Annotated in this window: 22 protein-coding genes; 16 read left to right on the forward strand and 6 right to left on the reverse strand. The window is 72.2% G+C overall.

Annotated features, from left to right (window positions below):
* The first annotated feature begins 3 nt into the window (after positions 1–3).
* From ACIGO8_RS19430 to prcA, 3 genes are all read left to right on the forward strand, one after another.
* Positions 4–216 (forward strand): ubiquitin-like protein Pup, encoded by a 213-nt coding sequence (locus ACIGO8_RS19430; RefSeq protein ID WP_015032443.1) that lies wholly within the window; start codon positions 4–6, stop codon positions 214–216.
* Between the two features lie 159 nt (positions 217–375).
* The gene (prcB, locus tag ACIGO8_RS19435; RefSeq protein ID WP_399731769.1) at positions 376–1,215 is read left to right on the forward strand and encodes a proteasome subunit beta; all 840 of its coding nucleotides are present in this window, start codon (positions 376–378) and stop codon (positions 1,213–1,215) included.
* 62 nt (positions 1,216–1,277) lie between these two features.
* Positions 1,278–2,036 carry a proteasome subunit alpha gene (gene prcA / locus ACIGO8_RS19440; RefSeq protein ID WP_399731772.1) on the forward strand — a complete coding sequence of 253 codons (759 nt, stop codon included), beginning with the start codon at positions 1,278–1,280 and terminating at the stop codon, positions 2,034–2,036.
* Positions 2,037–2,120: 84 nt separating this feature from the next.
* Here the strand turns inward: prcA and ACIGO8_RS19445 are convergent, their stop codons facing one another.
* Positions 2,121–3,140 (reverse strand): LacI family DNA-binding transcriptional regulator, encoded by a 1,020-nt coding sequence (locus ACIGO8_RS19445; protein WP_399732422.1) that lies wholly within the window; start codon positions 3,138–3,140, stop codon positions 2,121–2,123.
* Between the two features lie 123 nt (positions 3,141–3,263).
* Here ACIGO8_RS19445 and ACIGO8_RS19450 point away from each other — a divergent pair, with 123 nt between their 5' ends.
* The 12 genes from ACIGO8_RS19450 (at position 3,264) to ACIGO8_RS19505 (ending at position 16,552) form a co-directional block, all read left to right on the forward strand.
* Positions 3,264–4,607, forward strand: coding sequence for an MFS transporter (locus ACIGO8_RS19450; protein WP_399731775.1), 1,344 nt, complete (start codon positions 3,264–3,266; stop codon positions 4,605–4,607).
* Positions 4,608–4,616: 9 nt separating this feature from the next.
* Complete coding sequence (gene pafA / locus ACIGO8_RS19455; protein ID WP_399731777.1) at positions 4,617–5,978, forward strand: Pup--protein ligase; 1,362 nt, start codon at positions 4,617–4,619, stop codon at positions 5,976–5,978.
* A gap of 128 nt (positions 5,979–6,106) precedes the next feature.
* Positions 6,107–7,045: an FKBP-type peptidyl-prolyl cis-trans isomerase gene (locus ACIGO8_RS19460; protein ID WP_399731780.1), complete on the forward strand. Its 939-nt coding sequence runs from the start codon at positions 6,107–6,109 to the stop codon at positions 7,043–7,045.
* Positions 7,046–7,106: 61 nt separating this feature from the next.
* Complete coding sequence (locus ACIGO8_RS19465) at positions 7,107–7,490, forward strand: FKBP-type peptidyl-prolyl cis-trans isomerase (RefSeq protein ID WP_399731783.1); 384 nt, start codon at positions 7,107–7,109, stop codon at positions 7,488–7,490.
* Between the two features lie 270 nt (positions 7,491–7,760).
* Complete coding sequence (locus ACIGO8_RS19470; RefSeq protein WP_399731786.1) at positions 7,761–8,717, forward strand: helix-turn-helix transcriptional regulator; 957 nt, start codon at positions 7,761–7,763, stop codon at positions 8,715–8,717.
* Positions 8,718–8,734: 17 nt separating this feature from the next.
* Positions 8,735–9,685, forward strand: a complete 951-nt coding sequence (locus ACIGO8_RS19475) for a helix-turn-helix transcriptional regulator (protein WP_399731788.1) — start codon at positions 8,735–8,737, stop codon at positions 9,683–9,685.
* Between the two features lie 227 nt (positions 9,686–9,912).
* Complete coding sequence (locus ACIGO8_RS19480) at positions 9,913–10,158, forward strand: hypothetical protein (RefSeq protein WP_399731791.1); 246 nt, start codon at positions 9,913–9,915, stop codon at positions 10,156–10,158.
* 34 nt (positions 10,159–10,192) lie between these two features.
* Complete coding sequence (locus ACIGO8_RS19485) at positions 10,193–10,390, forward strand: hypothetical protein (protein ID WP_399731793.1); 198 nt, start codon at positions 10,193–10,195, stop codon at positions 10,388–10,390.
* A gap of 186 nt (positions 10,391–10,576) precedes the next feature.
* Entirely contained in the window at positions 10,577–10,861 is a 285-nt protein-coding gene (gene tatA / locus ACIGO8_RS19490) for a Sec-independent protein translocase subunit TatA (RefSeq protein ID WP_399731796.1), read from the forward strand.
* Between the two features lie 104 nt (positions 10,862–10,965).
* Positions 10,966–11,868: a twin-arginine translocase subunit TatC gene (gene tatC / locus ACIGO8_RS19495; RefSeq protein WP_399732424.1), complete on the forward strand. Its 903-nt coding sequence runs from the start codon at positions 10,966–10,968 to the stop codon at positions 11,866–11,868.
* A 194-nt stretch (positions 11,869–12,062) separates the two neighbouring features.
* Entirely contained in the window at positions 12,063–14,891 is a 2,829-nt protein-coding gene (locus ACIGO8_RS19500; protein ID WP_399731799.1) for a DEAD/DEAH box helicase, read from the forward strand.
* Between the two features lie 269 nt (positions 14,892–15,160).
* Positions 15,161–16,552, forward strand: a complete 1,392-nt coding sequence (locus ACIGO8_RS19505) for a cytochrome P450 (RefSeq protein WP_399731801.1) — start codon at positions 15,161–15,163, stop codon at positions 16,550–16,552.
* A 27-nt stretch (positions 16,553–16,579) separates the two neighbouring features.
* Here ACIGO8_RS19505 and ACIGO8_RS19510 read toward each other — a convergent pair whose 3' ends face one another.
* From ACIGO8_RS19510 to ACIGO8_RS19520, 3 genes are read right to left on the reverse strand one after another with little or no spacing between them, the layout of a single operon-like run.
* Positions 16,580–17,539 carry an ADP-ribosylglycohydrolase family protein gene (locus tag ACIGO8_RS19510; RefSeq protein WP_399731804.1) on the reverse strand — a complete coding sequence of 320 codons (960 nt, stop codon included), beginning with the start codon at positions 17,537–17,539 and terminating at the stop codon, positions 16,580–16,582.
* Positions 17,540–17,548: 9 nt separating this feature from the next.
* Positions 17,549–17,995: an ABA4-like family protein gene (locus ACIGO8_RS19515; protein ID WP_399731806.1), complete on the reverse strand. Its 447-nt coding sequence runs from the start codon at positions 17,993–17,995 to the stop codon at positions 17,549–17,551.
* Entirely contained in the window at positions 17,992–18,873 is an 882-nt protein-coding gene (locus tag ACIGO8_RS19520) for a hypothetical protein (protein ID WP_399732427.1), read from the reverse strand. The genes ACIGO8_RS19515 and ACIGO8_RS19520 overlap by 4 nt, the downstream gene beginning before the upstream one ends.
* A 289-nt stretch (positions 18,874–19,162) precedes the next feature.
* Between ACIGO8_RS19520 and ACIGO8_RS19525 the strand changes: the two genes are divergently transcribed.
* A complete protein-coding gene (locus ACIGO8_RS19525; RefSeq protein WP_399731808.1) occupies positions 19,163–19,765 on the forward strand; it encodes a MerR family transcriptional regulator in 603 nt (200 codons plus the stop codon).
* Positions 19,766–19,871: 106 nt separating this feature from the next.
* On the opposite strand, the gene ACIGO8_RS19530 is transcribed toward ACIGO8_RS19525, so the two are convergent.
* Both ACIGO8_RS19530 and ACIGO8_RS19535 read right to left on the reverse strand, forming a co-directional pair.
* A complete protein-coding gene (locus ACIGO8_RS19530; protein WP_399731810.1) occupies positions 19,872–20,708 on the reverse strand; it encodes a siderophore-interacting protein in 837 nt (278 codons plus the stop codon).
* Positions 20,709–20,806: 98 nt separating this feature from the next.
* Positions 20,807–21,712: a 5'-3' exonuclease H3TH domain-containing protein gene (locus ACIGO8_RS19535; RefSeq protein ID WP_399732430.1), complete on the reverse strand. Its 906-nt coding sequence runs from the start codon at positions 21,710–21,712 to the stop codon at positions 20,807–20,809.
* Positions 21,713–21,741 lie beyond the last annotated feature (29 nt).

The following is a 21,741-nucleotide window of genomic DNA, read 5'->3' on the forward strand; positions in this document are numbered from 1 at the left end:
TTTATGGCGACCAAGGACACCGGCGGCGGACAGCAGAAGGCGACGCGTTCCACCGAGGAGGTCGAGGAGACCACCACGGAGGCGAGCTCCGACCTCAAGGAACGCCAGGAGAAGCTTTCGGACGACGTGGACTCCGTCCTGGACGAGATCGACGACGTCTTGGAGGAGAACGCGGAGGACTTCGTGCGGTCCTTCGTGCAGAAGGGCGGCGAGTAGCCGCTCAGGCGCTCCTGTCGCCTCCGTCCCCGGAGCCCCGGAAAGCCGTGGGCCCGGGGACGGATGACAGGCGGCGGCACGGGTAAGGTCCGTGCACAGTACGCAAGATCGGCCCGTGCGTCCCCACGGCGGGCCGTCGTTCCCACCGGAAGGAATCGCGTGGAAGCCAACCCTCGTAGTATCGGGCGTCTGCCGGCGGCCTTCCTGACGCCGGGCTCGTCCTCCTTCATGGACTTCCTCGCCGACCACTCGCCGGAGATGCTCCCGGGCCACCGGAAGCTGCCGGAAGGGGTCGTCGAGGCACCGCACGGGACGACCATCGTCGCCGCGACGTTCCCCGGCGGGGTCGTGCTCGCCGGTGACCGGCGCGCGACCATGGGGAACATGATCGCGCAGCGGGACATCGAGAAGGTGTTCCCGGCCGACGAGTACTCCGCGGTCGGCATCGCCGGCACGGCCGGTCTCGCCGTGGAGATGGTGAAGCTGTTCCAGCTGGAGCTGGAGCACTTCGAGAAGGTGGAGGGCGCGACCCTCTCCCTGGAGGGCAAGGCCAACCGCCTGTCCACCATGATCCGCAGCAATCTCGGCATGGCCATGCAGGGCCTCGCCGTCGTCCCGCTGTTCGCCGGCTGGGACGAGGGCAAGGAGAAGGGCCGGATCTTCTCCTACGACGTCACCGGCGGCCGCTCCGAGGAGCACGGGTATGCCGCCACCGGCTCGGGCTCGATCTTCGCGCGCGGGTCGATGAAGAAGCTCTACCGGGACGACCTGACCGAGGAGCAGGCCACCACGCTCGTCGTCCAGGCGCTGTACGACGCGGCGGACGACGACTCGGCGACCGGCGGCCCGGACCTGGCCCGCAGGATCTTCCCGATCGTCACCGTCATCACCGAAGAGGGCTTCCGCAGGCTCACGGAGACGGAGTCCTCCGAGCTCGCCCGGTCGGTCACCGAGCGGCGTCTGGAGCAGCCCGACGGCCCGCGCGCCGCCCTGCTGTGACCACTCGTCGACCGAAGAAGCCCTCCAGAGCCCTATCGACCGGAAGAAAGGGACGGTAGCCGGTGTCCACGCCGTTCTATGTCTCACCCCAGCAGGCCATGGCCGACCGGGCGGAGTACGCCCGCAAGGGCATCGCCCGCGGCCGCAGCCTGGTCGTCCTCCAGTACGCCGACGGCATCGTCTTCGTCGGAGAGAACCCGTCCCGCGCCCTGCACAAGTTCAGCGAGATCTACGACCGGATCGGCTTCGCCGCCGCCGGCAAGTACAACGAGTACGAGAACCTGCGGATCGGCGGCGTGCGCTACGCCGATCTGCGCGGCTACACCTACGACCGTGACGACGTCACGGCCCGCGGTCTGGCCAACGTCTACGCCCAGACGCTGGGCACCATCTTCTCCAGCGCGGGCGAGAAGCCGTACGAGGTGGAGCTGGTCGTCGCCGAGGTCGGCGCCGACCCCGAGGGCGACCAGATCTACCGGCTGCCGCACGACGGATCGATCGTCGACGAGCACGGCTCGGTCGCGGTCGGTGGCAACGCGGAGCAGATCAGCTCCTTCCTTGACCAGCGGCACCGCGACGGCATGTCGCTCGCCGAGGCGCTGAAGCTGGCGGTGCAGGCGCTGTCCCGCGACACCAACGGCACCGAGCGGGAGATCCCCGCGGAGCGGCTCGAGGTCGCGGTCCTGGACCGCACGCGCCCGCAGCAGCGCAAGTTCAAGCGGATCGTCGGCCGGCAGCTGAAGCGTCTGCTGGAGGCGGACGACGCGGCCCTGACGAAGACGGACGACCCGTCGGACGAGACGGCCGACACCGAGGAGTAGTGCCCTGGGCGGCCGCACAGCCCGGCCGCCGCTACGACGGGAGGGCCCCGGAACCGCGAGCGGTTCCGGGGCCCTCGTCGTGTCTCAGACGGCCGGCGCCGGGCCCGAGGAGGCGCGGACGACCAGCTCGACGGGCAGGTCGGCCGGTTCGGGCCGGCCGCCCGACAGGACGGCGAGGAGGGCGGCCATGCCCCGCCCGCCGAACTCCTCGGCGGGCAGCCGGACGGTGGTGAGTTCCGGTTCGAGTGCGGTCGCCAGCGCCATGTCGTCGAAGCCGGTGACCGACAGGTCCTCGGGGATGCGCAGCCCGAGCCGCCGGGCCGCCTTGTAGACGCCGGCCGCGAGGATGTCGTCGTCGCAGATCACCGCGGTGGGCCTGGGGCCCGGGGCGGTGAGCGCCAGATGCGCGGCCTCCCAGGCGTCGGCGACGTTCAGCCGGGCGCGTGCCGTGCGCAGCTCCGTACCGCGCAGCGCGTCGGCGAGCACGGCGGCCCGCACGTCGAAGGTCCAGGACGGGACGGCGGACGCCAGGTGCAGGAAGCGGCGGTGGCCGAGTTCCAGGAGGTGGCCCGTCACCCGCCGCATGCCGTCGGCGACGTCGAGGTTGACGTGCGCGGCGGCGCCGGCGCCGGCCGGGTCGCTGTCCAGCATGACGAGCGGCAGCTCGGTGCCCTGGAAGGCCCGCAGGGCGTCCGTGGCCATCGAGGAGGCGAGCACGCCGTCCAGGGCGGCCTGGGCGGACGCGAAGGGGTCCTTGGCGGGTCCCACGCCGTCGGGGGAGGGGTAGAGCACCACGCCGAAGCCGTGCCGGGCGGCCTCGACGGCCGCGCCGGTGTAGACGTGCGCGAAGAACTCGTTGGTGAGCGCCGGGACGACCAGCAGCGCGGTCCTGGTGCGGCCGAGGCGCAGGTTGCGCGCGGCGATGTTGGGCCGGTAGCCGAGGTCGCGGGCGGCGGCCCGTACGGCGTCCGCGGTGCGCTCGGAGACCCGGCCGCGCCACTTCTGCCCGAGGACCAGGGAGACCGTGGCCTGGGAGACGCCGGCGGCCCGGGCGACGTCCCGGCTGGTCGGCCGAATGGCGGCGGGCTGTTCCGGGGTGTGCACTGGAGCCTCCGGGTCGAGGGCGATTCCCACGCGTGGGTGGACCTCCGCGCTGTCGACATGGTACGTATGACACGTAACGTTATACGTAAAACCTCGGGCTGACGCCCCAGGGAGGGAGACGCCATGGCCACCGAGGGCACGGCACGCGGCGGCTATCTGGACATCCTGCGCGCCCCGCACGCGGCCCGCCTGCTGACCGGCACCCTGGTCGGCCGGCTCCCCAACGGCACCGGCCCGATCGCCATCACCGTCTTCACCCGAGCCGAGGGCGGCAGCTACAGCCTGGCCGGCGGCCTCATCGCCGCCTACGGCCTGGCCACCGCCGTCGGACAGCCCCTCCTCGGCCGCGCCGTCGACCTCAAGGGCCAGCCCCGCGTCCAGCTCCCCGCCGCGCTCATATCCGCGCTCGGCATGGCCGCCCTGGCCGTCACCGGCATCGGTAACCTGCTCCTCGCGTACGCCGCCGTCCTCGTCGCCGGACTCTTCACGCCGCCGCTCGAAGGCGGCCTGCGCGCACTCTGGCCGAGCGTGCTCGGCCGCGAGGACCGGGTCCACCGCGCTTACGCCCTGGACGCCGTCGCCCAGGAGGTCATGTTCACCGTCGGGCCCCTGCTCGTGACGCTCCTGGTGGCCCTCTGGTCGCCCGCCGCCGCGCTCCTCGTCATCAATCTGCTCGGCGTCCTCGGCGCGCTCTCCGTGGTCCTCTCCAAGCCGTCCCGCCGCTGGCGCTCGGCGCCCCGCGAGGCGCACTGGCTCGGCGCGCTGCGCTCGCCCGGCCTGCTCGCCCTGCTGGCCTCGTTCTTCTTCGTCGGCCTCGCCCTCGGCTCCATCACCGTCGCCGGCGTCGCCTACGCCGACGACCGCGGCAACGACGCCGTGTACGGCTGGCTGATGGCCGCCCTCGGTCTCGGCGCCCTGATCGGCGGCGTCGGCTACGGCGCCCGCCAGTGGGCCGGAGCGCCGGAAAGGCGGCTGCGGGTCCTGGTGCTGCTGCTCGCCCTCGGCTACCTGCCGCTGCTCCTCGTACCCGGGCCGGCCGCCATGACCGCCCTCAGCGCCCTCGCCGGCGTGTTCCTGGCGCCCGCCATCGCCTGCGCCTTCATCGTGGTCGACCGCCACGCTCCCAGCGGCACGGTCACCGAGGCCTTCTCCTGGCTCGTCACCACCTTCGGCGTCGGCGCCGCCCTCGGCTCCGCCGTGTCCGGACCCGCCGTCGAACTGGCCGGGACCCCGGCCGGTTTCGCCGTGGCCGGCGTGGGCGGCTTCGTCGCCTTCCTCGTGCTCCTCGCCACCGGCCGGGTCCTCGGGGACGTCGTGCCGCCCGCCCGGGAGGTGCGACACGCCGTCAGCGGGGGCCCGGAGGCCGCGGGCGCCCCGGCCGGACCGACCGAAAAGAACCCGCACTCATCGGAAAATGATCGAAACGGGGACGTCGAACCCGGTTTCAGCACAGGGCTTCAGGCGTAATGTTCAGACATGGACCGCCGCATTTTCGGGCTGGAGAACGAGTACGGCGTCACGTGCACGTTCAGGGGACAGCGCCGACTGTCTCCTGACGAAGTGGCGCGCTACCTCTTCCGCCGTGTCGTGTCATGGGGCCGCAGCAGCAATGTCTTCCTGCGGAACGGAGCCCGCCTGTACCTTGACGTGGGTTCGCATCCGGAATACGCAACTCCCGAATGCGACAACGTGGTCGAACTGGTCACCCACGACAAGGCGGGCGAGCGCATTCTCGAAGGACTGCTCGTCGACGCGGAACGCCGCCTGCACGAGGAGGGAATCGCGGGCGACGTCTATCTCTTCAAGAACAACACCGACTCCGCCGGAAACTCCTACGGCTGCCACGAGAACTATCTGGTGGCCCGCCACGGAGAGTTCTCCCGGCTCGCGGACATCCTCATTCCCTTCCTCGTCACCCGCCAGCTCATCTGCGGTGCCGGAAAGGTCCTGCAGACCCCGCGCGGCGCCGTCTACTGCGTCTCCCAGCGCGCCGAGCACATCTGGGAGGGCGTCAGCTCCGCCACCACCCGTTCGCGCCCCATCATCAACACCCGCGACGAGCCGCACGCGGACGCCGAGCGCTACCGCCGGCTCCACGTCATCGTCGGCGACTCCAACATGTCCGAGACGACCATGCTGCTCAAGGTCGGCGCCACCGACCTCGTGCTGCGCATGATCGAGGCGGGCACCGTGATGCGCGACCTCACCCTGGAGAACCCGATCCGGGCCATCCGCGAGGTCAGCCACGACATCACCGGCCAGCGCAAGGTCCGCCTGGCCAGCGGCCGCGAGGCCTCCGCCCTCGAGGTCCAGCGCGAGTACTACGAGAAGGCCGCCGACTTCGTCGACCGCCGCGGCATCCGCAGCGGTGTCGTCGCCCAGGTCCTCGACCTCTGGGGCCGTACGCTCGACGCCGTCGAGCACGAGGAGCTCGACAAGATCGAGACCGAGATCGACTGGGTCATGAAGTACAAGCTCATCGAGCGTTACCGGGCCAAGCACAACATGACCATGTCGCACCCGCGAGTCGCCCAGATAGACCTCGCGTACCACGACATCCACCGCCGCCGCGGCCTGTACTACCTGCTCCAGAAGAACGGTCAGGCGGCGCGGGTGTGCAACGACGTGAAGATCTTCGAGGGCAAGTCGGTGCCTCCGCAGACCACCCGGGCCCGCCTCCGCGGCGACTTCATCCGCCGCGCCCAGGAGCAGCGCCGGGACTTCACCGTCGACTGGGTCCACCTCAAGCTCAACGACCAGGCGCAGCGCACCGTGTTGTGCAAGGACCCGTTCCGCTCGGTCGACGACCGCGTCGAAAAACTGATCGCCGGAATGTAGGAGCGGCACAGGATCCTCACCTGCTCAGCCTCGGCCCCGCACGTTTCACGTGCGGGGCCGACGGCATCACAGACCGGTCCCCTAGAGTGTCCGGACAACTACCGTGCCGTCTGAGATCTGAGGAACTAGTGCGCCGACTTGCCGGCCTGCTCGTCGTTCCGCTGCTGCTGCTCACCACAGCGGCCTGCGGCAGCGACGACAAGGGCTCCGATTCCGGTTCCATGAAGAACGGGCTCCCCGCCATCACCGCCGGCGAGAAGTTCGGGGAGAAGCCGACCCTCTCCAAGGGCGTGGGCGACCCGGTCACCTCGCTCAAGGTCAATGTGATCAGCGAGGGCAAGGGTGAGGTGACCAAGAAGGGCGACGTGCTCTCGGTCAACTACCTCGGTCAGGAGTGGGACGAGACGACTCCCTTCGACAACAGCTTCGACCGCAAGCAGCCCTTCTCCGTGACCCTCGGCGAGGGCAAGGTCATCCAGGGCTGGGAGAAGGGTCTCGAGGGCCAGAAGGTCGGCAGCCGCATCGAGATCGGCATCCCGCCGGCGCTCGGTTACGGGGCACAGGCCCAGGGCGACATCAAGGCGAACGCGACCCTCGTGTTCGTCGTCGACATCCTGAAGGCCGTCACCATCCCGAAGTCCGCGAGCGGCACCGAGGTCGCCCAGGACAACAAGGACCTGCCGAAGGTCGGGACCAACACCGACGGCAAGGCCCCCTCGCTGACCGTCCCGAAGGTGAACCCGCCCACCAAGCTGGTCTCCAACTACGTCCTGGAGTCCAAGGGCGAGGTCGTCAAGGACACCGACACGGTCGTCGTGCACTTCGTCGCCGCCCTGTGGAAGGACGGCAAGGTCTTCGACTCGACCTACACCGCGGGCAAGCCGACCAACTTCCCGCTGAGCCAGCTGACCCTGAAGGGCCTCAAGAACGGCATCGCCGGCAAGAAGGTCGGCAGCCGGATCCTGATCGTCGCCCCGCCGTCGGAGGCCTTCGGCGACCAGGAGCAGCAGGGCATCCCGAAGAACTCCACGCTGGTCTTCGCCGTCGACATCCTGGCGAAGGTGTAAGACTGTCCGGGTCGCGCGGATCTTCGACCGCGCGGTTCATCGGTATGAGGAGCACACTGCAGTGAGCAGCATCGAGAAGCCCGAGGTCGACTTCCCGGGCGGCGAGCCGCCGGCCGACCTGGAGATCAAGGACATCTGGGAGGGCGACGGCCCGACGGCCGAGGCCGGCGACGTCGTCAGGGTCCACTACGTGGGTGTGTCCTTCAGCTCCGGCGAGGAGTTCGACGCCTCCTGGAACCGTGGCGAGCCGCTGGAGTTCCAGCTCGGTGTCGGCATGGTCATCCAGGGCTGGGACAGGGGTGTCCAGGGCATGAAGGTCGGCGGTCGCCGCCAGCTGGTCATCCCGGCGGCCCTCGCCTACGGCGAGCGGGGCGCCGGCGCCAAGATCGGCCCCGGCGAGACGCTGATCTTCGTCTGCGACCTCGTGGACGTCGCCAAGCGCTGACCTGACCTCCAGGTCGCTTCCGAGGGCCCCCGCCACGACGGCGGGGGCCCTCGGCCTTCGACGGGGACCGCCTGGCCCGCGACCGCGCTCGCGGTCGGGACCGCGACCGCGTTCCCGACCGGCACGGCGACCGCGCTCCCGGCCGGGACGGCGACCGGTCACCGTCCGCTCCCGGCCCCGTTCCGGTCCGGCTTTTGTCCGGACACCCCGGGGCGGTACGGTCGGACGTCTCAAGAATTTCGATCCGGCAGAAGAGGGTGCGGGGCGTCGATGGCGATTGCCAAGGCCGAGCGGCTGATGAATCTTGCGCTGTGCCTGCTCGGAACCCGCCGTCCGCTGAGCAAGCGGGAGCTCCGCGGCTCGATCGAGGCCTACCTCGAGGCGACCGGCGAGGACGCCTTCAACCGGATGTTCGAGCGCGACAAGGACGATCTGCGCGAGCTCGGCCTGGTCATCGAGACCGTCGAGAACCTGGACGGCGAGACCGGCTACCTGGCCCGCCGCGACTCCAACCGTCTGCCGGCCATCACCCTCGACGCCGAGGAGGCCGCCGCGCTCGGCCTGGCCGCCAAGGTCTGGCAGCAGGCCCGGCTCGCCGGTGCCGCCAGCGGCGCCCTGCAGAAGCTGCGCGCCGCCGGCATGCCGGAGGCGGAGGACACGTACGACTCCCAGGCCAGCGCCCTGGAGCCGCGCATCCCGGTCCACGAGGCCGCCTTCGAGCCGCTCATGCTGGCCTGCCGCGACCGCCGGCCGGTCGTCTTCGACTACCGCAAGGCCACCGCCGCCCGCCCCGAGACCCGGCACGTCGAGCCGTGGACCCTGGAGTGCTGGCGCGGCCACTGGTACCTGGCGGGCTGGGACCGGGACCGGGGCGCCGAGCGGGTCTTCCGCCTGTCCCGTATCACCGGCAAGGTCCGCTCCCGGGCCGGCGCCTTCACCGCGCCCGTGCCCGACGTCGTCACCGTCCGCGAGACGGTCGAGAGCTGGGCCGGCGAGACCGCCACCCGCTCCGCCCGGATCCGGCTGCGGGCCGGCTGCGGCTATCCGCTGCGCGCCCGCGCGCAGTCCGTGGCCGAGGGCGCGGACGGCTGGGACGAGCTGGAGATTCCGTACGGGCACGGCCTCGATGCCTGGCTCGTGGAGTTCGGGCCCGACGTGGTCGTCCTGGAGCCCGCGGACCTGCGGGCCGACGTGGTGGACCGGCTGCGCGCCGTGGCCAAGGGCTGAGGGGGAGAGGAACGACCATGGCCGCGAACGCCATCGACCAGACGAGGCGCATGCTGTCCCTCGTCACCTATCTCCGCGAGCGTCCCGGCGCGCACGTCGCCGACGTCGCCCGCGCCTTCGGGATCACCGAGGACGAGCTGATCTCGGACCTCGACGTGCTGCCGATGTGCGGTACCAGCTTCCGTGGCGGCGATCTGCTCGACATCGACACCGACGGCGACCGGATCTGGTGGCACAACCCGGACGACGTCGCGGCGCCGCTGCGGCTCGCCGCCGACGAGGCGACCGCGCTGCTCGTCGCGGCGCGGGCCGTCGCGACCCTGCCCGGCCTGCGCGAGAGCGACCGCGAGGCGCTGCTGCGCGCGACCGCCAAGCTGGAGGCGGCGGCCGGCGAGGCGGCCGGCGCCAGCTCCCGCCTGTCGGTGACCTTCGAGTCCGAGGGTGGCGTCTTCGCCGAGGTCGACCGGGCGATCTCGGAGCGCCGGCGGCTGTGGCTGCGCTACTACTCGCCCGCGCGCGACGAGCTCACCGAGCGCGAGGTGGACCCGATCCGGCTCTTCGCCGTCGGCCACACCTACATGGAGGCGTGGTGCCGGCTGTCCGAGGCGCGCCGCACCTTCCGGCTCGACCGGGTCGCCGAGATCCGGATCCTCGAGGATCCGGCGGCGCCGCCGGAGGTCGAGCTGCGGGATCTCTCGGAGGGCCTGGTCCAGCCGTCCGCCGAGGACCCGGAGGTCGTGGTGGAGGTCGGGCCCGGCGGCCGCTGGGTCGCCGAGTACTACCCGCACGACCGGGCCGAGGAGCTGCCGGACGGCGGCCTGCGGATCACCCTGAGGACGCCGGCGCCCGCCTCGCTCCGGAGGCTCGCGCTCCGGCTCGGCAGCGACGGGCGGATCGTGGCCCCGCAGGACCTCGCGGACAGCGCGCGGCAGGCCGCGACGGCGGCGCTCGCCGCGTACGACGGCTGAGCGACGGCGCCGAGCGGCGACCGAGCGGAGGTGCCGATCGACGGCGCCGAGCGACGGTGCCGAGCGAGAGTGCCGGCTTCGGCGAGAGCCGGGCGGCAGCGGTCCGGGCGGCGGTCCGGGCAACAGAGGGGAACGTGACGTTCCGGGGAGACCGGACGCTGTTTCCCGTGAGAGGTGTACGCGTCGTACCCGTAGCGCAGTGGGGAGAGTTGAGGGAAATGTCCGTGATGCCCGATCTTGCGGCGCCCGTCGCCCCGGTCCACTTCAAGGCCGCCTGCCCCGACTGCCGCGCCCGCTTCGAACTCACCGCGGGCGCCCTGCGGCTCGCCATCGGCGCGAGCCGCCGCACCACCTTCTACTCCTTCACCTGCCCCGAGTGCGGCAGCGCCGTCCGCAAGCCGGCCGGAGAGCGGATCGTCGAGCTCCTCACCGGCGGCGGCGTGCGCACCCTGCGCCTGCACACCACCGCCTGACGCCGGCCCTCCCGTCAGCGTCTAGGCTCGGCACATGTTCTGGCCCATGCTCGCCGTCGCCCTCGGCTTCCTCGGCATCGCCGTCCTCGGCGTCCTCGGTATCAAGGTCTCCCTGGAGACCCGGCGCCTGGGCCGTCAAGTGGCCCACACCACACGCCGGATCCAGGAGGCCGCCGAGGAGCTGGAGCGGGCCGCCACCGATCTCGCGCGAACCGGCGAGACGCTGCGCTGAATTCACGGCGCGCGCGGCGTGCGGCGCCCGCCGCGCGCGCGTGCCCGACGCAATCGCGCGTATGCACGGCCATTGCCGCCCGTTTACTCCTGCGGGTTACGATCGCTTGCAGCGCGGTGGCCGGACGGGTGTCCGACCCGCCGGGCACGCACTCCAATGTCGCCTCGGTGAAGAAGGTAAACAGCTATGGGTAGGCTCGGCCCCACCGAGATCATTCTGATCCTCGTCGTGATCATCCTGCTGTTCGGCGCCAAGAAGCTCCCGGACATGGCGCGTTCCCTGGGCAAGTCCGCCCGCATCCTCAAGAGCGAGGCCAAGGCGATGAAGTCCGACGACCAGCAGAGCGCCCCGGCCGACCCGCCCGCTCCCGGCGCCCAGGACCAGGCCGCGCCGCGCACCATCCAGGCCGCTCCCGGCGACGTGACCAGCTCGCGTCCGGTGACCGAGCCCACCGACACCACCAAGCGCTGACCCGGTCCGCCGCGGCCGCCGCACAGGGCGGCGGTCGCCGCACGAGATGAGGACGTGGGTTGCTCAAGTCTGCCCGCAAGCAGGACAAGGATCCCGAGGGCCGGATGCCCCTCGTGGAGCACCTGCGTGAACTTCGCAACCGCCTCGCGAAGGGCCTGCTGGCCATCGCGGCGGTCACCGTCGTGGCCCTCGTGTACAGCGAGGAGCTCATGCAGTTCCTCACGAAGTCGGTGCCCACGTGCTCCGAGCACGTCGCCAGCAACGGCGGCAACTGCGCGATCGTGGCCTTCAACACGCTGATGGCGCCGTTCAGCACGACCATCCAGCTCTCCCTGACGGCCGGTCTCGTCGTCGCGAGCCCCGTCTGGCTGTACCAGCTCTGGGCCTTCGTCGCGCCCGGTCTGCACAAGCACGAGAAGAAGTACACGTACGCCTTCGTCGGCGCCGCGGTCCCGCTCTTCGCGGCCGGCGCCTACCTCGCGTACCTGATCCTCCCCGTCAGCGTGAAGGTGCTCATCAGCCTCACGCCGGAGGGCTCGGCCAACATCCTCTCGCTGGCCGACGTCCTCGACTTCACCCTGCGCATGGTGCTCGTCTTCGGCCTCGCCTTCGAGCTGCCGCTCGTCCTGGTGATGCTGAACCTCACCGGCGTCCTCAGCGGCCGGCGGATGGCCCGCTGGTGGCGTGGCGTGATCATGGGCGTCTTCGTCTTCGGCGCCGTCATCACCCCGACCACCGACCCCGTCGGCATGCTCGCCCTGGCCGGGCCGATCACCGTCCTCTACCTGGCGGCCGTCGGCTTCTCGCTGCTCAACGACAAGCGGCGCCGGCGCAACAACCCCGACGCCGAGCTCGCCGACGACGAGGCGTCGCAGCTCGACCTCACGCCCGAGGCCGTCGAGGAGGCCGAGACCGTCGGCGCCGCCCGCGCCCTGCCCGAGCAGGCCGCCGGAGAGCCGGACGGTGCGAGGTCGCACCGCCTGAACGGCTACGACGACATCACCTGAGCCCGTCGCCTCCCGCCCCCGGGCTCCAGTCCCGGGGCGGGACGCGCCGTCTTCGCGCCTCCCGGGCCTCCTGAGCCTCCCGGGCCTCCCGCGCCTGCCAGGGCGCCCGCCCGCGCCCGCCGCGCCGCCGTTCCCACAGTGCCCCGATAAAGATCGCGTCACTGTCAGAGGGGGCGGGTAGGCTCGACAACAAGATGACAGAGGACCTCACACCAGCCGAAGCGTACGCCGCTGCCCGCGCCCGCAACGCGGAGCAGGCCACCGCGCTGGCCCCGTTCCGCGAGATGTACGAGTTCGGTCTGGACCCCTTCCAGATCGAGGCCTGCCAGGCCCTCGAAGCGGGCAAGGGCGTGCTCGTCGCCGCGCCCACAGGCTCCGGCAAGACCATCGTCGGCGAGTTCGCCGTGCATCTCGCCCTGCTCCAGGGCCGCAAGTGCTTCTACACCACGCCGATCAAGGCACTCTCCAACCAGAAGTACGCCGACCTCGTCCGGCGCTACGGCCACGACAAGGTCGGCCTGCTCACCGGAGACAACAGCGTCAACGGCGACGCGCCCGTCGTCGTCATGACCACCGAGGTCCTCCGCAACATGCTGTACGCGGGGTCCCAGGCGCTCTCCGGCCTCGGCTACGTGGTCATGGACGAGGTGCACTACCTCTCCGACCGCTTCCGCGGCGCCGTCTGGGAGGAAGTGATCATCCACCTCCCCGAATCCGTGACGCTGGTGTCGCTCTCCGCGACCGTGTCGAACGCCGAGGAGTTCGGCGACTGGCTCGACACCGTCCGCGGCGACACCGAGGTCATCGTCTCCGAGAGCCGGCCCGTGCCGCTGTGGCAGCACGTCCTGGCCGGCCGCCGGATGTACGACCTCTTCGAGGAGGAGACCGACCACGGCGGCCGCGGCGCCTCCCGCCGCGAGGTCAACCCCGACCTGCTGCGCCTCGCCCGCACCGAGAACTCGCGCACGTACAACCCGCGCGACCGGCGGCGCGGCAAGATGGTCCGCGAGGCCGACCGCGAGCGCGAGCGCCGCGCCCGCTCCCGCATCTGGACGCCGGGCCGGCCCGAGGTCATCGAGCGGCTCGACGCCGAGGGCCTGCTGCCCGCCATCACCTTCATCTTCAGCCGGGCCGGCTGCGAGTCCGCCGTCCAGCAGTGCCTCTACGCGGGCCTGCGGCTCAACGACGAGGAGGGACGCCGGCGCGTCCGCGAGATCGTCGAGGAGCGCACCGCCAGCATCCCGTCCGAGGACCTCCACGTCCTCGGCTACTACGAGTGGCTCGAAGCACTGGAGCGGGGCATCGCCGCCCACCACGCGGGCATGCTCCCCACCTTCAAGGAGGTCGTCGAGGAGCTCTTCGTCCGCGGCCTCGTCAAGGCCGTCTTCGCCACCGAGACCCTGGCGCTCGGCATCAACATGCCGGCCCGCTCCGTGGTCCTGGAGAAGCTCGTCAAGTGGAACGGCGAGCAGCACGCCGACATCACCCCCGGCGAGTACACCCAGCTCACCGGCCGGGCCGGCCGCCGCGGCATCGACGTCGAGGGCCACGCCGTCGTCCTGTGGCAGCGCGGCATGGACCCCGGTCACCTCGCCGGTCTCGCCGGCACCCGTACGTATCCGCTGCGCTCCAGCTTCAAGCCCTCGTACAACATGGCGGTCAACCTCGTCGACCAGTTCGGCCGGCACCGCTCGCGCGAGCTCCTGGAGACCTCGTTCGCCCAGTTCCAGGCCGACCGCTCGGTCGTCGGGATCTCCCGCCAGGTCCAGAAGAACGAGGAGGGTCTCCAGGGCTACCGGGAGGGCATGACCTGCCACCTCGGCGACTTCGAGGAGTACGCGCGGCTGCGCCGCGACCTCAAGGACCGCGAGACCGAGCTGGCCCGGCAGGGCGCCGCCCAGCGCCGGGCCCAGGCCGCCGCCTCCCTGGAGCGGCTCAAGCCCGGCGACGTCATCCACGTGCCGACCGGCAAGTTCGCCGGACTCGCCCTCGTGCTCGACCCGGGCGTGCCGGCCGGCCGCACCAACGGCCACCGCGGCTTCGAGCACCACGACGGGCCGCGGCCCCTCGTGCTCACCGCCGAGCGGCAGGTCAAGCGCCTCGCCTCGATCGACTTCCCGGTCCCGGTCGAAGCGCTGGAGCGGATGCGGATCCCGCGGTCCTTCAACCCGCGGTCGCCGCAGTCCCGCCGCGACCTCGCCTCGGCGCTGCGCAGCAAGGCCGGGCACATCAACCCGGAGCGGCACCGCCGGCAGCGTTCCGCCGCCGCCGACGACCGCGAGATCGCCCGGCTGCGCACCGAGATCCGCGCCCATCCCTGCCACGGCTGCGACGAGCGCGAGGACCACGCCCGCTGGGCCGAGCGCTACCACCGGCTGCAGCGCGACACCAAGCAGCTGGAACGGCGCATCGAGGGCCGCACCAACACCATCGCCCGCACCTTCGACCGGATCGTCGCGCTCCTGACCGAGCTCGACTATCTGCGCGACGACGAGGTGACCGACGACGGCAAGCGGCTCGCCCGGCTCTACGGCGAACTCGACCTGCTGGCGAGCGAGTGCCTGCGCGAGGGCGTCTGGGAGGGCCTGAACCCGGCCGAGCTGGCCGCCTGCGTCTCGGCCCTGGTCTTCGAGGCCCGGCAGGCCGACGACGCCGTCGCACCGAAGCTGCCGACCGGCAAGGCGAAGGCCGCGCTCGGCGAGATGGTGCGGATCTGGGGCCGGCTCGACGCGCTGGAGGAGGAGTTCAAGCTCCACCAGACGGAGGGCGTCGGACAGCGCGAGCCGGATCTCGGCTTCGCCTGGGCCGCCTATCAGTGGGCCTCCGACAAGGGGCTCGACGAGGTGCTGCGCGAGGCCGAGATGCCCGCCGGCGACTTCGTCCGCTGGTGCAAGCAGGTCATCGACGTCCTCGGCCAGATCGCGGCCGCCGCGCCCAGGGAGAACAGCACGGTCGCGAAGAACGCGCGCAAGGCCGTGGACGGCCTGCTGAGGGGCGTGGTCGCCTACAGCTCGGTCGGCTGACGGCTGACGGCTGACGGCTGACGGCTGGCGCCTGACGGCTGGCGCCTGACGGCGGACTGCGGGCGGCTGCGGCTCGGTGGGCCGACGGCCGAGCCGCGGTCGGCGGACGGCGGGCGGCTCGCGGTGGGCGGACGGACGGCCCGCGAAGGGGCTGACCGTTTTCCACAGGGCGTTTTCCACAGGGGTGGCGGAGCGTCGCTTCCTTCCGCTTCCATGGACTCGTACACAAGCACGAGAGCCTGGGGCAACTCCGCTGGAGGGAAGCACACTTGACCACGCAAGCCGGTCCGTCCGCCGTCGGCGCGAAGCCGACGGCGGACGGGCGGAAGACCGTACCGGGACCGCGCGGCGTCCCCGTGCTGGGCAACCTGCCGGAGTTCGGCAAGGACCCGCTCGCCTTCTTCGAACGGCTGCGTGAGCGCGGGGACTTCGTCCGCTGGCGCTTCGGCCGCACGCCCGCCCTGTTCATCGCCCACCCCGAGACCGTGGGTGAACTCCTCACCGAGGTCGAGCGGACCTTCGACCAGCCCGACCTCGGCATCGCCTTCCGCACCCTACTCGGCGACGGCGTGGTGGTCGCCAAGGGAGCGGACTGGCGACGCAAGCGCTCCCTCGTGCAGCCCTCCGTCCGGCCGCGGCAGGTCAAGTCCTACGCCGCCACCATGGCCGCGTGCGCCGTCGACCTCGCCGAGCGCTGGACCGACGGCCAACGCGTCGACATCAAGCGGGAGATGGCGGCCCTCACCCAACTCATCGCCGTCCGCACCATCTTCGGCGTCGACACCGCCGCCGACGCCGAGGCCATCGGCCGGGCCATGGACGTCGCCCAGCAGGAGATAGGCGCCGAGTTCAGCGGCATCGGCGCGATACTGCCCGACTGGGTCCCGACTCCGGGCCGGGCCCGGATCAAGCGCGCCACCGCCGTCATCGACGCCGAGGTCGCCCGAGTCGTCGCCCGCCACCGCGACGGCGACGGCGAGCGGCCCGATCTGCTCAGCCGGCTCCTCGCCGCCCAGGACGAGACCGGCGCGCACCTGTCCGACCGCGAGATCCGCGACGAGACCGTCACCCTCTACATCGGCGGGCACGAGACCACCAGCTCCACCCTCGTCTGGGCCTGGTATCTCCTCTCCCGCAACCCGCGCGCGTACGAGGCGCTGGGCGCCGAGCTCGACCGGGTCCTCGACGGGCGCGAGCCCGGTTTCGACGACTACGCCTCACTCATCTACGCCCAGGCGGTGGTGAAGGAGACCCTGCGGCTCTATCCGACCATCTGGCTGCTCACGGGCACAGCCAAGGAGGGCGCCGTGCTCGGCGGCGTCCCGGTCCCGCCGGGCACCCGGGTCTGGAGCAGCCAGTGGGCCACCCACCGGGACGGCCGCTGGTACCGGGACCCGCTGGAGTTCCGCCCGGAGCGGTGGATCACGGCGGAAGGCGGGGCGGGCGAGGCCGAGGAGATACCGGAGTACGCCTGGTATCCCTTCGGCGGCGGCCCCCGGGTGTGCCTGGGCACCCGCTTCGCGATGGTCGAGGCCGTCCTCATCCTGGCCGTCCTGGCCCGCCGCTTCCGCCTCGACCTCGACCCGTCCGAGATCCGCCCGGTCCCCGGCCTCACGCTCCAGCCGGACCGGGACGTCCTGGCGACGGTCCGAGCACGCTAGCGGAACGGCCACGGCGCGGCCGCGCCGTCAGCGGGCCAAGGACAGCGCGAGGTCGCGGAGCTCGGGGGCGCGCAGGACCCGGCTGCCGAAGCCGGGCAGAGGGACGTGGAGGGCGGCCGTCCAGCGGACCGGGATGGCGTCCGGGCCGTGGACGGCGCCCGCGAGCATGCCGGTCACGGCGGCGACGGTGTCGGTGTCGCCGCCCAGGTCGATCGCGCCGGCGAGGGCACTCTCGAACGAGGAGGTGGTGCGCAGTGCCCAGAGCGCGGAGCCGAGGCAGGGCCAGACGGCGCCGTTGAACTCGGTGGCGTCCTCCGGCCGCCAGCCCGGGTCCAGGACGGTCGCCCACCGTTCCCGGTGGCGTTCGTCGACATGGCCGAGGACGCCGGGCACGGCCGCGACGGGATCCTCGCCCAGCAGCGCCACGCGCACCAGCTCGTGGAGCACCGCCGTGCCCTCCCAGGCGGCGGGATCTCCGTGGGTGAGGGCGGCGATCCGCCGCCCCGCGGCCATGGTGGCCGCGCGGCCCGCGGCGGCGAAGTGCACGGCGGCGGTGGCGGCGCGCATCAGCGAGCCGTTGCCCGCGGCACGGCCGTTGACCTGGAAGTGCAGGGCGGCGGCGGTGTCCCAGGGGTCGCCGCCGAGCAGCACGGCCTCGGTCTGCAGCCCGATGTCCTTGGGCTCGGCCGCGGCCCAGCGCCGGAAGCGGGCGAACACGTCCGGCAGGTCGAGCCCGCCGCGTTCGAGCAGCGATTCCCCGACGAGAACGGCCATCTGCGTGTCGTCGGTGGCCTCGCCGGGATCCAAGCCGCCACCTCCGCACATCTCCCCGGCGCCGTCCGGGAACCGCTCCCGGAAACCACCCGGCGGTCCGAACTCGAACGGCGCCCCGAGCGCGTCGCCGACGGCCGAGCCCCACACGGCGCCGACCGCCCGGTCCCGGCTCGGTCCCGTCATCGTGCGCGCGATCGTGAACCGACGTCTCATCCGGGCAGCCTAGGACGTGCGGCGGGTGGCGGGCCGGTGCTTCGGGGAGCGGGACGCGCGGATCGGGAGGAAGAGGAGGAGGGCGAGCGGGGAGAGCAGGATCGTGAAGAGGAGGAGCGGGCCCATCAGGAAGGGGGAGAGGGAGAGGCGGCGGGCCTCGCGGTACATCCACTGGCCCAGGAGGAGGTCCCAGGCGATGACCTGGGCCCAGATCGCGGCGGCGCCGTCCGGAAGGGCGGTGAGGGCGCGGAAGCTGTCGAGGTCCGGGCTGCTGACCGCGGTCCAGAGTTCGGGCAGGACCGGTGCGGCGAGGAGCAGGTAGACGGCGAGGATCGGCAGGACGGTCAGGGGTGAGGCGGCGACCCGGTCCGTGACGCGCCGGCCGGGCGCGAAGATCATCAGGAGCCAGACCGGCGCCGCGAGGAGGAAGGACAGTTCGAAGAGGACGCCGGTCATGCGGGGAGCTCCTGTCGGGCGGGGCGCAGGGACAGGACGGCGCCCGCGAGGGTGGCGACGGCGACGGTGCCGGCCGCGGCGAGCGTGAGGCCGTCGGGGGAGAGGAACGGCTGGCCGCGCAGGGCCTGCCAGGTGACGAGGACGAACGTCGCGGCGTACGCGGCGGAGGCGACCAGCACCACGCGGAGCCGGATCCGCTCGTCGGCCAGCCGGGCGAAGCGCGGGGCCAGGGCGGACAGCAGGAGCAGCACCAGCGGGATCAGCTGGAGCGCGTGCATGCCGAAGAAGTGGGCGACGCGCAGGTCGCCGCCGGTGGTGGACCAGCCCATGAGCGGCAGGCCGGGACCGCCGTCGGCGACACCGACGGCGTGGGCGCCGACGGCCGTCGGCTTGTCCTGCGCGAGCTGCTCCGGAGTCGGGCGGACCATGACGAAGCCGATCGCCGCGCCGGCCAGGGCGATGAACGAGGAGAGCCGTACGGCCCAGGCGGTGGCGCGGTCCAGGATCCGGGCGCGCAGCAGCAGGACGGCGATGACGAGCGCGGCCAGCCAGAGGACCACGACGGTGATGCCCATGGCCTGGAAGACGGCCGCGTCGAAGGGCGTCGCGGTGTTGAAGTGGCTCCGCGTGCCGCGGACCACCTGTCCGGTGATCAGCACCATCTCGACGGTGCTGGCGGCGGTGAGTACGGTGCCGGCCCACCATCCGACCCGGCGGGCGCGGGCCCCGGGCAGGAGCGCGAGCATCCAGGCGAGCGTCAGCGCGTACGCGATGAAGGACAGCGAGAACTTGAAGGGCTTGGCCCAGATCGGCGCGCCGAGAAGGACCCGGTCGTCGAGGACCAGGCCGCCGGCGGAGACCAGCGCGAGGGCCGCCATCGCGGCGGTGAACCAGAGCAGCGGCCGGTGGAGCGTGCGGAGCTGGAGCGTGCGGGGCTGGATCGTGCGGAGCTGGAGCGTGCGGGGCTGGATCGTGCGGAGCGGGATCGTGCGGAGCTGTGGTGCCGAGGACATGGCGAACCCCCCGAAGGAATGGATAGTGGCACTTGCCGCTATCTGATAGTGCCACTATCTATGATGGGAGGGTCGGTCGGCAAGGCCGGAGCGTGACCGGAAAGGTGAACAGCACGTGCGTATCGGAGAGTTGAGTCGCAGGACCGGCGTGTCCGTGCCGACGATCAAGTACTACGTACGGGAAGGGCTGCTCCCCGCCGGGCAGTTGACCAGCCCGAACCAGGCCTCGTACGACGAGGCGCACGTGCGGCGGCTCCGCCTCGTCCGCGCCCTGCTCGACGTCGGCGGACTGTCCGTCGCCGGCGTCCGCGCCGTCATCGAGGCCGTCGAGGACGTCGACGCACCGCTGCACAAGGTGCTCGGCGCCGCGGCCGACCGGGTCGTGCCGCGTTACGAGGGCGCCGGCGACGAAGCGGGCGACGGCCTCGCCGCCGCCCGCGAGACGGTCGCCGAACTGGTCGAGCGCCGCGGCTGGACCGCGGACCCCGCCTCCCCGGCCGCCGAGGCCCTCGCCGCCGCCCTCGCGGCCCTCGACAGCGTCGGCCACGGCTCCTTCGCCGAGGTCCTGGACGACTACGCCGACGCCGCCGAGCAGGTGGCCCGGACGGACCTCGACTACGTCTCCCGCAACGTCGTCCGCGAGGAACTCGTCGAGAGCGTGGTCGTCGGCACCGTCCTCGGCGACGCCCTCTTCGCCGCCCTCCGACGCCTGGCCCACGTCGAGGCCTCCCGCCGCCTCTACGGCACCGACGACTGACCCGGCCGGCGCCGCCGAGCGCCCCTCCGCGACGCCGTCGCACACGCCGCGAGGGGGCGGGAGCCGGTGGCTCCCGCCCCCTCGGGCGGTTATCGGGTGGTGCGGGTCAGTTCTCCTGTTCCCGTTCCACCTGCTCGTTCCACTCGCGCTTGATCGCGCGCCAGGCCTCGTCCGTCTTGCCGAGGCGCCAGTAACCCGAGATCGAGAGCCGCTCGCGCGGGATCTCGCGGTCCAGGCGGAGATGGCGGCGCAGGTCCTTGACGAAGCCGGCCTCGCCGTGGACGAAGGCGTGCACGTCGCCGGGCGGGAAGTCGAGCGAGCGGACGGCGGCGACCAGGGCCTCGCCGACCGGGCGCGCGCCGCGGTGCAGCCAGGTGACCTCCACACCCGCCGCGGTCGCGAACTTCTGCTCCTCGGACGCGTCCGGCACCTCCAGGAAGGCGTGCACCGTCGCGCCCTCCGGCAGCCGCTCCAGGGCCGCCGCCACCGCCGGCAGGGCACTCTCGTCGCCGACCAGCAGGTGCCAGTCGGCGGCCTCGTCCGGGGCGTAACCGCCGCCGGGACCGAGGAAGCGCACCGTGTCGCCCGCCTGCGCCCGCGCCGCCCACGGGCCGGCCAGGCCCTCGTCGCCGTGGACCACGAAGTCCACGGTCAGCTCGCGCTGCACCGGGTCCCAGGCCCGTACCGTGTACGTCCGGGTCGTCGGCCACTGCTCGCGCGGGAACTCGGCGCGGATCCGCTCCATGTCGAACGGCTCCGGATAGCTCACGCCCTCCGGCGCGAAGAGCAGCTTCACGTAGTGGTCGGTGTACTCGCCGACGGTGAAGGCGTCAAGGCCGGGTCCGCCGAGCACCAGACGCACCATGTGCGGGGTGATCCGCTCGGTGCGCACCACCTGTGCCTCGTGGGCCTTCGGCGCCTTGCGTGCGGGCTGTTCTGCCACGTGCGGTCTCCCCGATCCCGTTTCCGGTCATAAAAACTTAGGCATGCCTAAGTTAGCACGGGTAACCTCGCACCGGCCCGGCCGCGCGGTGGCCGCCCTCAACGCTCCAGGACCGGGAGCAGCCGCCCGACCGCCCCGCCCAGGCCCCACCGCTCCACCAGGCGCGCGAGCGCCTCCGGGTCGCGCGGCCCCTTCGGCAGCGCCGCCGAGAACTCCGGCAGCGGCACGTCACGCGCCACCCGCACCACCGTCGGCGCCACGTCCAGATAGGGCGCGGCCTCCACGATGCCCTTGCGCTTCGCCGGCGTCAGCCGCGACGTCCGGTCGACCGCCGCCGCCCGCACGCCGGCCAGGTCGCCGTACTCCGTGATCAGCTGCGCCGCCGTCTTCTCGCCGATGCCCTTCACGCCCGGCAGCCCGTCGCTGGTGTCCCCGCGCAGTGCCGCCATGTCCGCGTACTGGTCCGCCCGCACGCCGTACTTCGCGAGGATCAGCTTCTCGTCCACCAGGTCGCAGTCGCCCACGCCCTTGCGCGGATACAGCACCCGCACCCCGCGCCCGTCGTCCACCAGCTGGAAGAGGTCCCGGTCGCCGGTGACGATGTCCACCGGCCCGGCCGCCCGCTCGGTCAGCGTGCCGATCACGTCGTCCGCCTCGAAGCCCGCCGCGCCGACCCGCGCGATGCCCAGCGCGTCCAGGACGTCCACGATCATCGGCACCTGCGGCGTCAGCGTGTCCGGGACCTCCTCCACGTCCGGGCCCGTCGCGGTCTCCACGGCGACCCGGTGCGCCTTGTACGAAGGGATCAGGTCCACCCGCCACTGCGGGCGCCAGTCGTCGTCCCAGCAGGCCACCAGATCGTCCGGGCGGTGGTCCTGGACCAGCCGGCCGATGAAGTCGAGGAGCCCGCGCACCGCGTTCACCGGCGTCCCGTCCGGCGCCCGGACCGAGTCGGGCACGCCGAAGTACGCGCGGAAGTACAGGCTGGCGGTGTCGAGGAGCATCAGGCGTCGCGTCACACCCCGATCATGCC

The organism is Streptomyces sp. NPDC053493, from assembly GCF_044544825.1.
Lineage (GTDB): Bacteria > Actinomycetota > Actinomycetes > Streptomycetales > Streptomycetaceae > Streptomyces.